Origin of the sequence: Halobellus inordinatus (assembly GCF_024464655.1) — an archaeon.
In the GTDB taxonomy this organism is placed as follows: Archaea; Halobacteriota; Halobacteria; order Halobacteriales; family Haloferacaceae; genus Haloquadratum; species Haloquadratum inordinatus.
Map to the genome: position 1 here is coordinate 216,466 of NZ_JANHAV010000003.1, position 12,797 is coordinate 229,262.

Genomic DNA, 12,797 nt, shown 5'->3' on the forward strand with positions numbered 1-12,797 from the left:
CCAGCCGGCGTCACTCCCAACTGAGCCCAATCGAATTTTCCGGCGCGTCGAGCGGACTCTTCGGCAGCCCCGGCTGCACGTCGGGATCGTTGTAGCCCGCGGGCGCGACGTCGTTCGGGCCATCGGGGTAGAACAGCGACGCGAGCAGTTGAATGTGATCGCGGCCGACGCCGAGTTCGAACTGGCCGCCGCCGTAGAGTGAGACGTCGCGCGCTTCGGCCCACTCGATCGTCTCGAACAGGGACTCGACGGTCCCGAAGCGTGAGGGCTTGATGTTCAGCCACTCCGGCTCGAACGGTCGCGCTTCGACGGATTCGACGCCCGTGATCGGGTAGTCCCACGACACGCGGCCTTCCTCGCCGTCAAAGAGCGGTCGCGTCTCCGATGTGAGTCCAGGGTCCTCGATGACGGCCTCGGGGAAGGCATCGAGCAGTCGCCCGTAGAGATTCGGATCGGGTTCGGTGTCGACCTGCGTCCCCTCGTAGAGCCCTTTCAGATCCAAAATCCGAACCGCATCGGTCGCGGCGGCCGCCTCCACGACCTCGTCAGTCCACTCGGCTGTCGGATCCAGTTTGAACTCGGTGTCGGGATACGCGTCGAGAATCGCATCGAGACGGTCGGTCGTCGGCGGGTCGCCGAGGCGCGTCGAGACGACGAAGCGGAGCGGCGCGGGATCGCGGTCGACCGCCTCAGCCAGCGAAAGGGCGTTCTGCCGGAGCGCGAGATCCAGCGCGGCCGACTCGACCGCCCAGCGCCGGTAGTGCCGCGCCGTCTCACGCTCGGGCGACTTCGTCGGGAACAGGTCGACGTCGTCCAGATGCGCCGAGAACGACGCGAACGTGTACTCGCCCGCGAAATCGAACGCCGGCGCGTCCGCGAGCGCGTCGTGATCTTCGGTGTCGTAGGCGACGTCCTCGCCGCGGCCGGTGTGACCCGCACCGGAGAGACGGAACGTCGTCGTCGTTCTGACGAATCCGCTCGACGTGTCGCGGTCGCGTCGCGTTCGGTCGGTCGATTCGATCGAGAGCGGGAGGTCGGCGACAGCGTCGAAGAGATCGCTCATCGAATCAGGGTACGCGTGGCGCGGGCAAAAGCGTGGGCGGTGGTGCGGTGGTGACCGGCGGCCGAGAGGCGTTACTCGCGCTCGATCTGCAACTCCAATTTCTTCACGCGCGTCGCGAGCGCGGCGAACGTGGCGACGAACGTGAGGACGACGGCCCCGGCAGCCGCGAGTTGGAGCGCAGTCGTGCCGCCGACGACCGCGCTGTCGGCGAGCGGAATCGACGTGTGGTGCGGGTCGCCCACGATGGGGACGAAGTAGTCGACGACGTCGTTGAAGCCGTACCAGACGAGCGCGACGGCGACGGCGCGGACCGGGAAGTCCGAGATCCGATGGAGGACGAACGCCTCGACGACCATCGCGAGGTGACTCACGAACAGGAAGACGTACAGTGGGAACCACGTGATGTCGAGGAACGCGTCGGCGAAGACCGAGAGCACGTACGGCGTCCAGAGGCCGAGTTTCCAGCAGCCGAAGAACGCCAACGCGACGAGGTACTCGTTCGTCCGTCCGAGCTTCCAGCTCGCAAACGCCAGCGCGATGAACAGCGTCGCCAGCGGACTGTCCGGAACGAACGGCCACATCACGACCGGTTCGGCCGCGAACTGCCAGGTGATGAGCGGATCCGAGAGCGGCAGCGGGTGAAAGCCGTAGTACCAGAAGCCGAAGGCGGTCCCGAGCAGATTGATCGCGACGACGAGCCACGCGAACCGGAGGCCGACGTTTTCGAGCCACGTCGGCAGCGGCGCGAGCCACCACGGGAGCCCATCGGGGTCCGGCAGGCCGTCGCCCGAGACGAACCGACGAAGCCCCGAAGACGACGCGGGAGACGATGCCATACAGGTGGCTCGGAGTGCGGCGAAAAAGGGGTGCCGGTTCGGGACCGAGCGCCGCCGACGTGGCAGTCTGTTGGCCCGTCGGCGGCCGTGGGGTGAACTGTTTAAGTGCGTCCGACCGCAACCGAGTAGTATGTCCGAGGAGACTGATCTGTCCGAACTCCGTCGCGGGACCGACCTCGTCAAGCGCGGGTTCGCACAGATGCAGAAGGGCGGCGTCATTATGGACGTCGTCGACGCCGAACAGGCGAAGATCGCCGAGGAGGCCGGTGCGGTCGCGGTGATGGCGCTCGAAGCCGTCCCCGCGGACATCCGAAAGCGCGGCGGCGTCGCGCGGATGGCCGACCCCGCAGACGTCAAAGAGATCGTCGAGTCCGTCTCCGTCCCGGTGATGGGCAAGTCCCGGATCGGCCACACGAAGGAAGCGCAGATCCTGCAGTCGGTCGGCGTCGATATGATCGACGAGAGCGAGGTGCTCACGCCCGCCGACGAGCGCTACCACATCGACAAGCGCGACTTCACCGCGCCGTTCGTCTGCGGTGCGCGCAACCTCGGTGAAGCGCTCCGCCGGATCGACGAGGGCGCGGCGATGATCCGAACGAAGGGCGAGGCCGGCACCGGCGACGTGAACCAGGCCGTCCACCACCAGCGCAACATCAAGGGCGCGATCCGCGAACTCGAAGGCAAGACCCACGAGGAGCGCGAGAAGTGGGCCCGCGAGCACGAAGCGCCCGCCGATCTCGTCCACGAGACCGCCGAGATGGGTCGGCTGCCGGTCGTGAACTTCGCCGCCGGCGGCATCGCCACGCCCGCGGACGCGGCCCTGATGATGCACCACGGGTGTGACGGAATCTTCGTCGGCTCCGGTATCTTCGGCGCCGAGAACCCGCCGGCGATGGGCGAAGCGATCGTCGAGGCCGTCAACAACTGGGACGACCCCGACACCCTCGCCGAAATCGCCTCGAACCTCGGTCAGGGAATGAAGGGCGAGGCCAACACCGACCTCCCCGAAGAAGAGAAACTGCAGGGCCGCGGCGTCTAAGCGGACGTTCGGGTCCGCAGTCAAGTCTCGTCTAGTTCCGTTTCACGCGCGCTGTTCCGCTCGTTTTCGCCGTTGCATACATCCAGTCCCGGCCGATAGCGCGGTGCAGCGGCTCTCGAAACTGAATACACGAAGATGTAGCGACGGCGTCAGTACAGCGTCGCGCCCCGACTCACGCGCGTCTGGTACGCGCGGGAGTCGACGCCGGCGTCGGCGAAGCCGTCGACCATCGCCGCGGCGACGTCCCGACGGTCGGACTCGCGGCACGGCGCGATGACGGCCGGGCCGGCACCCGAGACGGTCACGCCCGTCGCCCCCGCCTCGAGAGCGGCTTCGCGGACCGTATCGTAGCCGGTAATGAGTTCCGCGCGGGCGGGGGTGACGACGCGCTCGTCCATCCCGGTGCCGACGAGTTCGGGGTCGTCGCGGCACATCCCGATGGCGAGCGTCGCCGCGGAGCCGACGGTGTGAACGACGTCTTCCATCGCCGCCGACTCGGGGACGACGCCGCGGGCGTCGCGGGTCGAGACGGCGATCTCGGGGAGACACGCCACGAGTGGGATCGAGGCGTCGACAGTCGTGACCGCGTCGCCGCGAGCGACGGTGAATCCACCGAGCAATGCGGGTGCGACGTTGTCGGCGTGGGCCTCACCGGAGACGACCGCTTCGCCCTCGGCGGCCACGGGGACGAGTTCCTCACGGGAGAGCCCGCGGTCGTAGAGCGCGTTCAGCGCGACGGCCGCCGCAGCCGAACTGGCCGCCGACGATCCGAGTCCCGAGGAGGGGCGGACGCCCTTGTCGATCCGGATGTGCGCCGGCGCGTCGAGTTCCTCGGCGACGGCGCCGACGACGTTCTTTTCGGGGTCCTCGGGGATGTACTGGCTCCCGACGCCGGTCATCTCGATCGTCGTCCGATCGGCCTTCTCGACGCGGACGACGTCGGCGGGACGGTCGAGGGCGACGCCGAAGACGTCGAAACCGCTCCCGAGATTCGCGCTCGTCGCGGGGGCCCTGACCGTCTGCATACGCGTTCCGTTGCCCAACGGCGGGTAAAAAGGTAGCGAACGACGGTAATAGGGGTTATCGTAAGTCCGCATAGATTTCTCGCCGGACGATACGGCGAGAATCTCTGAACAGTTACGACAACCCCTATAAGTCGGCGAGATCCCGTCGGGCGGTCCTGCCGCTCGGCGGCGACACGCGGCGCCGACACCGGGAACGGAAAGCACTTTCCGGGCTGTCGAGTACTGCGCGTATGATCGGCGTCGTCGGCGGCGGGATCGCGGGTCTCGCGGCCGCCTATCGGCTACAGCAGCGCGGGCACGACGTACAGGTGTTCGAGGCCGCGCCACAGCTCGGCGGCCTCGCGGCCACCTACGAGACGCCGGGTGACGACATCGAGCAGTTCTATCACCACCTCTCGAAATCGGAGGAGACCATCGTCGACCTCGCCGAGGAACTCGGCGTCGGCGACCGGATCGAGTGGCGCGTCGGCACCAACGGCTACTACGTCGACGGCGTCGTCCATCCGCTGGACACCCCCTGGGAGATTCTCGCGTATCCGCATATGAGCCTCTACGACAAGTTCCGGCTCGGGATGCTCACGCAGGGCGTCGACGTTCGCGGGGGGCTCCCAGACTTCGACGCCTACGACGACCTCGCGGAGTACGAACACGTCACCGTGCGGGAATTCGTCGAAGAACACACCACGACGAGCGTCTACGAGAACTTCGTCGATCCCCTGCTCGACGGGAAGTACGGGGACAGAAAAGACGACATCTCCGCGGCGTGGTTCCTCGGACGCGTGCGCTTCCGCGGCGAGCGCGACCTCTTACGCGGCGAGATCCTCGGGTACTTCGACGGCGGGTTCGGCGTGCTTCTGGAAGCACTCGTCGACGCGGTCGGTCGGGAGAACATCACGGCGAACGCGCCCGTCACGGACCTCACAGTCGAAGATGGGCAGATCCAGTCGCTCACTGTCGATTACGACGGTACCCAGGCGGCCCCCGGAGCCGACGCCGAGGAGACACACGAGGTCGACGCCGCGGTCGTCGCGACGATGCCGAACGTCCTGGAATCACTGACGGGCTTTTCCTGTGAGATCGACTTCCAGGGGGCGATCTGCGGTCTCGTCACGATGGAGGAGTCGCTGCTCGACACCTACTGGCTGAACGTCGCACACGACGCACCGTTCGGCGCGCTCGTCGAACACACGAACTTCGTCGAACGGGAGCGCTACGGCGGCGACCACCTGCTGTACGTCGCCTCCTACGTGCAAGACGAGACGGAGGACCTGTGGCAACTGGACGACGACGAGGTGCGGGAGAGGTGGCTCGCAGAGATCGAATCGATGTTTCCGGACTTCGATCGGGCAGCCGTCTCCGAATTCCGGATCGCCCGCAACCCCCGCGCTGCGCCGATCTACGAGTGCGGCTATCTCGACCTCGTCGTCCCCTACCAGCTCGACGAAGAGGTCGGCGAGGGCGTCTACTACGCGGGGATGGCCTCGGAGGCGCAGTACCCCGAGCGCTCGCTCAACGGCGGGGTCGTCGCCGGCTACGAGGTGGCCGACCGGATCGACGCGCAGATCGGGTCGAAAACGGACGAGTAACGCGAATTAGGCTTCCGATTCGTCGGTTTCCGCGTCGGCGTCGACGTCCTGGAGGCCGGGCGCGATGTCGACATCGACGTCCTCGGGTTCTTCGCGACCGCCGACGCGGACGTCGCCGTCCTCGCCCTCGACGTAGACGTCGTCGGCGAAACCGCCCACGGCGTGCGGGTGTTCGGGGTCGTCGAGTCGCTCCGGCGTCGCGGGCGCGTCGGGAATCTCTTTGGTCCGGAAGTCGCCGAGCGGGTTCGCGATGTCGATGTCGTAGCGCTCGAAGAAGTCCGCGTAACGCTCGTAGTGGGCTTCCAGTTCGTCGACGGGGAACTCCATCATCTCGGTCCAGCCGTAGTTGTAGAAGTCGAAGTTGGCCTGGATGTGGGTGATCTCGCGGGCTTCCGCCTCGCTGAATCCCTCTTCGAGCGCGCGGACGTACGTATCGAACGTCAACTCGAAGAACGTCTCCATATGCGGTTCGCGCTCCTCGCGGTGTTCGGGGTCCGCCTTCTGCCCGAAGACGCGAACGTGGAGGTCGACGAGTTTGTCCGTCGCGATGTCGCCGACGACCGGCATCGTCAGCGCTTTCTTCGCCGCGAAGTGCCGGAGGTTCTGACGGAGTTTCATCGGTCCCGCTTGGGACCGACAGGCCTTCAATCACACGCGTGCAGGCGCTGCATCGCTCACGAACGGCCAAAAGAGACAAATGAGAAGAACTGAGAGAGCGAAAGTCGACTCGGCGTCACCGACTTCGTCGTCGGCGAACGCCGCTCATAGGGAGTATCGTAACTGTTCGGAGATTCTCGCCGTACCGCCCGGCGAGAAGTCTATGAAGACGTACGATATTCCCTATCAGTCGTCGGACTGTGCGCCCCAGTTCTCGACGCGGCGCGGGCGGTCGGAGACGGCTTCGACGTCGATCGGGTCGTCCTTCGCGTCGAGCGCCTCCAGTGCGGCGAACGCAGAGGCGGTCGTCGAGAAGTACGTGATCTCCTCTTCGACGCAGACTTCGAGCGCGTCGCGGTCGCGGGAGACGACGAGGTCGATTTCACCCTCACGCAGCGCCGAGACGAGGTCTCCTTCGTCGTCGAACGTCGCGAGGTCGAAGTACTCCGCGTAGCCGTTTTCGAGGGCGTCGCCGTCTTCGGTTCCGGGTTTGGGGAACTCCTCAGCCGAGAGGTCGACCCACGCGGTGCCGGACTCGGGGATCGGCTTGCCCGTCGCGTCCTGGGCCTTGTCGTAAGCCTTCGCGAACGTGGACGCCGTACCCATCACTTCCCCGGTCGACTTCATCTCCGGGCCGAGACGCGGGTCCGAACCCGGGAGGCGATCGAACGGCAGGACGACCTCCTTGACGCTGACGTCCTCGGGGATTTTCTCGGGAACGTCGAGGTCGTCGAGAGTCTCGCCGGCCATCACCTTCGCGGCGAGTTTCGCGATCGGAACGTCCGTCGCCTTCGAGACGAACGGGACCGTCCGCGAGGAGCGCGGGTTCGCCTCCAAGACGTAGACCTCGCCGTCCTTAACGGCGAGTTGGACGTTCAGGAGGCCGACGGTGTCGAGCGCGGTCGCGATGTCTTCTGTGACCTCGCGGACGCGGGCCATCGTCTCTTTGTCCAGAGAGCGCGGCGGGATCATACACGCGGAGTCGCCCGAGTGGACGCCCGCGCTCTCGACGTGTTCCATAATGCCGCCGATGATCGCGCGCTCGCCGTCGGAGACGGCGTCGACATCGAGTTCGATGGCGTCGGCGAGGAACTGGTCGATGAGGATCGGCTTGTCGGGGGAGACGCGAACGGCCTCCTCGATGTACTCTTTCAGCTCTGCGTCGGAGTGCACGACGTCCATCGCGCGGCCGCCCAGCACGTAGGAGGGACGCACGAGGACGGGGTAGCCGAGTTCGTTCGCGAGGTCGAGCGCCTCTTGCTCGCTGGTCGCGGAGCCACCCTCGGGCTGGAGGATGCCGAGGTCGTCCATCAGGCGGTTGAAGCGGTCGCGGTCCTCCGCGAGGTCCATCGCCTCGACGCTCGTCCCGAGGATCTCACAGTCGAGGCCGCGGCGCTGGAGTTCCGATTCGAGCGGGTGGCCGATGTTGACGGAGGTCTGGCCGCCGAACTGGACCATCACGCCGTCGGCGTCGGCTGCCTCGACGACGTCTGCGACTTCCTCGGCCGTGATCGGCTCAAAGAACAGGCCGTCGGAGGTGTCGTAGTCGGTCGAGACCGTCTCGGGGTTGTTGTTCACGACGTGCGCGTCGATGCCCATCTCACGCAGGGCCTGTACGGCGTGGACCGAACAGTAGTCGAACTCGACGCCCTGGCCGATCCGGATCGGGCCGCCGCCGACGACGACGACGCTCTCGACGTCGCGGTCGACGCGGAGTTCGCCCGCCGCGGCGTCGCCCTCGTAGGGGCCGGAGTAGAACTCGGGCTTGCGCGAGGAGTAGTAGTACGGCGTCTGTGCGGCGAACTCGCCGGCACAGGTGTCGACCTGCTTGTACGTGCGACCGGGGACGGCGGTCTCGACGTCAGCAACGCTTTCGCCCGTCGAAGCGGCGATCTCGGCGTTCGTCACGCCGGCCGTCGCAGCGGTCGTGAAGTCGCCCTCCTGGGCCGCGTCCATCGCCTCGGAGACGCGCTGGTAGCGTTCGAGGTACCACTCTTTGATGCCGGTCAGCTCTTGGACATCGTCGACGCTGTACCCGCGGTCGAACGCCTCGAAGATAGCGTAGGTGCGGTCGGGGGTCGGCCGTTCGAGCAGTTCTGTTTCGAGTTCCTCGTCTGAGACGCTCTCGACGTCGGTCGCGGGCTCGTACTCCGTCGACCGGATCGCCTTCAGCATCGACTCCTCGAAGGTCCGCCCGATGGCCATCGCCTCGCCGGTCGACTTCATCGCCGTCGAGAGCGTGAAGTCGACGTCGTCGAACTTGTCCTTGGGCCACCGCGGGATCTTGGTGACGATGTAGTCGATCGCCGGCTCGAAGGCAGCGGTCGTCTCGCCGGTGATCTCGTTTTCGATCTCGTGGAGCCGTTTCCCGAGCGCGACCTTCGCGGTCACGCGGGCGATCGGGTAGCCGGTCGCCTTCGAGGCCAGCGCGGAGGAGCGCGAGACGCGCGGGTTCACTTCCACGACGCGGTACTCGCCGCCGGGCGTGCCGTCGTCGTGCCAGGCGAACTGGATGTTACAGCCGCCCTGGATGCCGAGTTCGCGGATCACTTCGAGCGCGGCGTTGCGCATCTCCTGGTGGCCCTCGTCGGGGATGACCTGCGAGGGCGTGACCACGATGGACTCGCCGGTGTGGATGCCCATCGGGTCGATGTTCTCCATATTGCAGATGATGATACAGGAGTCGTCGGCGTCGCGCATCACTTCGTACTCGAGTTCGACCCAGCCCGAGATGGACTCGGTGATGAGCACTTCGGAGTTCCGGGAGAGGCGGAGACCCTTGCGGACGCGCTCGTAGAGTTCCTCTTTCTCGTGGACGACGCCCGACCCGGAGCCGCCGAGGGTGTAGGTCGTCCGCGAGATGACCGGCAGCCCGCCGACCTCCTCGACGGCGTCGTCGACGCGGTCCTGGAGGTCAGCTTCGGTCATCCGCTGCACTTCTTCGCCCTCGTCGAGCGAAATCGTCGTCGACGCGGGGACGGGCTGGCCGATGTTCTCCATCCGCTGGCGGAACAGGTCGCGGTCCTCGGTGGCGTAGATGGTGTCGAGCGGCGTGCCCATAATCTCGACGTCGTACTCCTCGAGGATGCCCTGCTCTGCGAGTTCGGCCGTGACGTTCAGGCCGGTCTGGCCGCCGAGGCCGGCGATGACGCCGTCGGGGTTCTCCTCGCGGATGATCTCCGAGATCGCCTCGGGCGTGATCGGCTCGATGTAGACCCGGTCTGCCATCTCCGGGTCCGTCATAATCGTCGCGGGGTTCGAGTTGACGAGGACGACTCGCGCGCCTTCTTCCTGCAGCGCCCGGCAGGCCTGTGCGCCGGAGTAGTCGAACTCGGCCGCCTGTCCGATCTGAATGGGTCCGCTACCGATGAGCAGTATCGTCCGGTCTTCGGACGCTGCCTCACCGTCTGTCGAGATGTCCTCGTCAGTCATCACTGTGAGGCAGTCCGTACATCGTAATAAGCCCGGCGAAATACTACGAGATGCGAAGGGTCATTTCGAAATTCGTAATCGCTCCGGGCCGGTGCGCTGTCCTCCGTGCGCGCCGATACACAGCAGCGGCGGGACCCCGATCGGGAGCTCCATCGACGACTATCGAACGATCCAATCTACGAACGAAAAACTGTCTCGGTACAGATGTCTCAGCGAGACGGCTCGTCGAGTCGGTAGCGGTACGGGCTCCCGTCGATGACGGTGACCGCCGCCCCACGCTCTGCGGCCCGTCCGAGCACGGTCGCGACGCGATAGGACGTCTCGAAACCGTCGACGCCTCGCGCGCGCAGGCGATCGAGAACCTCCCGGGCGGTCAGCGGTTCCTCCGCGGTGGCGAGTACGTCGCAGACCTCCTCGAACCCGGAGGGCCGGGTGATGCTCATACGCAACTGAAGCATACGACAGGGCTTAGGCTTCAGTGCGACGTGCGTCAGACGCGGTGAAACGCAGCGATCGAGACCCGGCTCAGGCGTAGACGTCGTCCGCGGAGAGATCCCGTTCGGCGCGGTACTCCTCGACAAACTCGCTCACGTCGAAATCCAGCATCTGCCGTTCGAACTCCGAGACGGCGGTCTCGTCGTCGGCGTGGCTGACGGCGTGTTCCATCAGTTCCACCACGAGTTCGACGATGATTTCGTGGAGCCGTCGCGCCTCGAAGTCAGTCACCCAGACGATTCCGGCGCCAACGTCCCCGTCGTCGCTCACGTCCGCGGAGACGACGCGCTGGGGGAACTCCTCGAGGACGATGCCCATCAGGTGTGCCGTGCCGAACTCCGGCATCTCCTCGCTCGTCGTCTCGACAGCCTCCCGGAGAACGGAGACGAGAAACTCCGGCAGAAATCGCTCCGGCGGGTGGACGTCCATCACGACCGCGTGACGCTCTCCGCACGCGCACTCGAACTCGCGCATCCCCAGATCGAGCGTCCCGATCGACTTCGTCTCACCGCACGGCAGTTCGAGCGTCTCCCCGCCACCGCCCGGAACCTGCGGTTGTGCCATACGCTGCGTTGTCGACGACGGGGGTTAAACGTCGCGTTCCGAAATCGGCCGTGGCTCCGGAGCGACTCGCTCGCGTCCCGTCGACGCCGTCGAAAAAACGGAGTGGTATCCCCTCAGTTGCTCGCGGTCGCGTACAGGAGCGGCCCGATGACCAACAGTGCGAGGCCGAGGAACAGGTAGTGCAGTGGGACGAGCGACTGCGGCGTCAGCGCGAAGATCAGCCCGAACACGATCACGTTGAGCGCGAGCAGTTTTTGTGATTTCAGGGGGAGCACGCCAACCGTCGCGAGCACGAAGACGAGCAGTAACGCCTGCCCGACGTTGTAATTGAGCAGGAAACTGTCGACGAGCTGTAAGGGGAGCATCCTTGTCCGGAGTTTCGGCGCGAATCGAGTATTAAAGTTCCGTTCTTCGCGGGCGGCGACGCGGCAGCCCGCGCGGTTGCTCGATCGTTCTCGGCTCGATTACTCGGGCTTCGGTCCCGTGATGTCCATCGGACGGATCCAGCCGTACCAGATCACGAACACCATCCCGCCGTATCCGAGGATGAACACGACGATACCGACGCCGTCGTAGCCGGCTTCCGCGAGCAGGCGGCGAGCAATCCCGGACCCCGCGACGCCGATCAGGAGGATGGCGGCCAACAGGAGTTTGCTACGGGTCAACTCGAAGAGCTGGGTGCGTTCGGTGCGTCCGCCGGCGTCGTCCTCGGTCATTACCGTCAGTTGGAGCCGAAGACCCCTCAATGACTCGATCGGCCGCTCACCGGCTGGACTCGTCGGCGGTCTCGAACTCGATGCGAACGCCGCCGTCCGAACAGTCTGCGAGTGCGACCTGCCAGCCGTGCGCCGTCGCGACGTCGTAGACGATCGCGAGCCGGAGGTCGCGACGGTCCGTCTCGTTCACCGGGCGGTAGCCAAAGGGATCGACGCCGACGTCGCGTTCGAGACCCGGACCGTCGTCGGCGACGTAGAATCCATCCTCGTCGAGCGCGCCGATGCGGATCTCGACTGACGACCCGCCGCGGGCGACGGCGTCGTCGAACAGGCTCTCTAACGCCGTGCGGAGCCGTCGCTCGTTCGCGCGGACGGTCGTGCGGTCCTCGATCGTGAGCGTCGCCGCTGCGGGACAGACGGTGTCGAAGACGCCTTTCGCGAGGTAGCCGAGATCGACCGCGTCGACGTTCCCCGAGAGCGGTTCGCCGCGAACGAGATCGAGGAGGCTCTCGGTGAGGCGGTCCATTCGGTCGACGGCACCGCGTGCGGCTTCGAGATGCCGCCCGTCGCCCTCGGTGCCGACGACGAGGTCGAGGTGTCCCGACGCGATACCGACCGGGTTCCGGAACTCGTGGGCGACGAGCCCGGCGAACCGGTCCAACCGCTCGTTTTTCCGCGCCAGCGCCGACTCCCGCTCGTCGAGCGCGGCCGCGTGATCGAGACGGTCGAGCGTCGTTGCGAACGCCTGGCCGATCAGCCCGGCGAGCGCGGCGTCTTCGCCGTCGACGCTCGTCGCATCGGGCCGCTCCGGCCGACCAGGACGCCGAAAGCACAGCACTCGAGTGTCGTCGACGGGCACGACGAACCCGGTCGTCTCACCATCGTCGACGACAACCTCGTCGGTGGCGAGTGCCTCGCGCGCAGCGGCGGAAATAGAGTCAGCCGGAGCGACACGCCCGCCGTCCGATCCGACTGCGGCGCCGTCGCCCCCTTCAGCTTCCACGTCGGTACCGGCGACGCGCTCGACGGCGACCGACTCCCGCTCGGAGTCGACGGCGCACAGTCGAACGTCGGCGACGCCGAACAGTTCTGCTGTGGCCGCGGCAGTTCGCTCGAAGAGGTCCGCCTTCGACTCTGCAGCGGCGATGTCACACGCAGCACCCCGGCACCGTCGCAACGTCGCTGCCGGCTCCCGCTCGGAGTCTGTAGCCATACACTCTCTCGGAGCGTTTCCCGAATGAGTGCTGCTAAGAACACTCAATAGTGGTCTGTGCCGACAATAGCGGTCCGGTACTCACGCAGCGGTGCCGAGCGCGGGACCGACGCAACCCGCTGGCGGTGCGCAAGACCGTGAATGCGGCTCGAAGAAGCGCCTACAGACCGC

Annotated in this window: 12 protein-coding genes; 2 read left to right on the top strand and 10 right to left on the bottom strand. The window is 66.3% G+C overall.

Features of this window, described 5'->3' with window-relative positions; genetic code table 11:
* Positions 1–10: 10 nt before the first annotated feature.
* Positions 11–1,063, bottom strand: a complete 1,053-nt coding sequence (locus tag NO347_RS08010) for a hypothetical protein (protein WP_256289102.1) — start codon at positions 1,061–1,063, stop codon at positions 11–13.
* Between the two features lie 71 nt (positions 1,064–1,134).
* On the bottom strand, positions 1,135–1,899 hold the full coding sequence (locus NO347_RS08015; protein ID WP_256289103.1) for a DUF1405 domain-containing protein: 765 nt from the start codon (positions 1,897–1,899) through the stop codon (positions 1,135–1,137).
* 130 nt (positions 1,900–2,029) lie between these two features.
* On the opposite strand from NO347_RS08015, the gene pdxS reads away from it, so the two are divergent.
* Entirely contained in the window at positions 2,030–2,938 is a 909-nt protein-coding gene (gene pdxS / locus NO347_RS08020) for a pyridoxal 5'-phosphate synthase lyase subunit PdxS (RefSeq protein WP_256289104.1), read from the top strand.
* Positions 2,939–3,087: 149 nt separating this feature from the next.
* Here the strand turns inward: pdxS and NO347_RS08025 are convergent, their stop codons facing one another.
* Positions 3,088–3,963 carry a homoserine kinase gene (locus NO347_RS08025; RefSeq protein WP_256289105.1) on the bottom strand — a complete coding sequence of 292 codons (876 nt, stop codon included), beginning with the start codon at positions 3,961–3,963 and terminating at the stop codon, positions 3,088–3,090.
* A gap of 230 nt (positions 3,964–4,193) precedes the next feature.
* On the opposite strand from NO347_RS08025, the gene NO347_RS08030 reads away from it, so the two are divergent.
* Positions 4,194–5,549, top strand: a complete 1,356-nt coding sequence (locus tag NO347_RS08030; RefSeq protein WP_256289106.1) for an NAD(P)/FAD-dependent oxidoreductase — start codon at positions 4,194–4,196, stop codon at positions 5,547–5,549.
* 6 nt (positions 5,550–5,555) lie between these two features.
* On the opposite strand, the gene NO347_RS08035 is transcribed toward NO347_RS08030, so the two are convergent.
* The 7 genes from NO347_RS08035 to NO347_RS08065 form a co-directional block, all read right to left on the bottom strand.
* Positions 5,556–6,167 carry a DUF6149 family protein gene (locus NO347_RS08035; RefSeq protein ID WP_256289107.1) on the bottom strand — a complete coding sequence of 204 codons (612 nt, stop codon included), beginning with the start codon at positions 6,165–6,167 and terminating at the stop codon, positions 5,556–5,558.
* 225 nt (positions 6,168–6,392) lie between these two features.
* Positions 6,393–9,638: a carbamoyl-phosphate synthase large subunit gene (carB, locus tag NO347_RS08040; RefSeq protein WP_256289108.1), complete on the bottom strand. Its 3,246-nt coding sequence runs from the start codon at positions 9,636–9,638 to the stop codon at positions 6,393–6,395.
* Positions 9,639–9,847: 209 nt separating this feature from the next.
* Positions 9,848–10,081 (bottom strand): helix-turn-helix domain-containing protein, encoded by a 234-nt coding sequence (locus tag NO347_RS08045; protein WP_256289109.1) that lies wholly within the window; start codon positions 10,079–10,081, stop codon positions 9,848–9,850.
* 82 nt (positions 10,082–10,163) lie between these two features.
* Positions 10,164–10,697 (bottom strand): DUF5815 family protein, encoded by a 534-nt coding sequence (locus tag NO347_RS08050; RefSeq protein ID WP_256289110.1) that lies wholly within the window; start codon positions 10,695–10,697, stop codon positions 10,164–10,166.
* 113 nt (positions 10,698–10,810) lie between these two features.
* Positions 10,811–11,062 (bottom strand): DUF8006 family protein, encoded by a 252-nt coding sequence (locus NO347_RS08055; protein WP_121569861.1) that lies wholly within the window; start codon positions 11,060–11,062, stop codon positions 10,811–10,813.
* 99 nt (positions 11,063–11,161) lie between these two features.
* Positions 11,162–11,413, bottom strand: a complete 252-nt coding sequence (locus NO347_RS08060; protein WP_121569862.1) for a DUF7996 family protein — start codon at positions 11,411–11,413, stop codon at positions 11,162–11,164.
* A 46-nt stretch (positions 11,414–11,459) separates the two neighbouring features.
* A complete protein-coding gene (locus NO347_RS08065; protein WP_256289111.1) occupies positions 11,460–12,626 on the bottom strand; it encodes a sensor histidine kinase in 1,167 nt (388 codons plus the stop codon).
* Positions 12,627–12,797: the final 171 nt, after the last annotated feature.

What these genes read in the sequence shown, in the direction of transcription:
- NO347_RS08015 (WP_256289103.1), bottom strand. Translation starts at nt 1,899, where the DNA reads ATGGCATCGTCTCCCGCGTCGTCTTCGGGGCTTCGTCGGTTCGTCTCG.
- NO347_RS08050 (WP_256289110.1), bottom strand. Translation starts at nt 10,697, where the DNA reads ATGGCACAACCGCAGGTTCCGGGCGGTGGCGGGGAGACGCTCGAACTG.
- NO347_RS08035 (WP_256289107.1), bottom strand. Translation starts at nt 6,167, where the DNA reads ATGAAACTCCGTCAGAACCTCCGGCACTTCGCGGCGAAGAAAGCGCTG.
- NO347_RS08055 (WP_121569861.1), bottom strand. Translation starts at nt 11,062, where the DNA reads ATGCTCCCCTTACAGCTCGTCGACAGTTTCCTGCTCAATTACAACGTC.
- NO347_RS08045 (WP_256289109.1), bottom strand. Translation starts at nt 10,081, where the DNA reads ATGAGCATCACCCGGCCCTCCGGGTTCGAGGAGGTCTGCGACGTACTC.
- NO347_RS08025 (WP_256289105.1), bottom strand. Translation starts at nt 3,963, where the DNA reads ATGCAGACGGTCAGGGCCCCCGCGACGAGCGCGAATCTCGGGAGCGGT.
- pdxS (WP_256289104.1), top strand. Translation starts at nt 2,030, where the DNA reads ATGTCCGAGGAGACTGATCTGTCCGAACTCCGTCGCGGGACCGACCTC.
- NO347_RS08010 (WP_256289102.1), bottom strand. Translation starts at nt 1,063, where the DNA reads ATGAGCGATCTCTTCGACGCTGTCGCCGACCTCCCGCTCTCGATCGAA.
- NO347_RS08060 (WP_121569862.1), bottom strand. Translation starts at nt 11,413, where the DNA reads ATGACCGAGGACGACGCCGGCGGACGCACCGAACGCACCCAGCTCTTC.
- NO347_RS08065 (WP_256289111.1), bottom strand. Translation starts at nt 12,626, where the DNA reads ATGGCTACAGACTCCGAGCGGGAGCCGGCAGCGACGTTGCGACGGTGC.
- carB (WP_256289108.1), bottom strand. Translation starts at nt 9,638, where the DNA reads ATGACTGACGAGGACATCTCGACAGACGGTGAGGCAGCGTCCGAAGAC.
- NO347_RS08030 (WP_256289106.1), top strand. Translation starts at nt 4,194, where the DNA reads ATGATCGGCGTCGTCGGCGGCGGGATCGCGGGTCTCGCGGCCGCCTAT.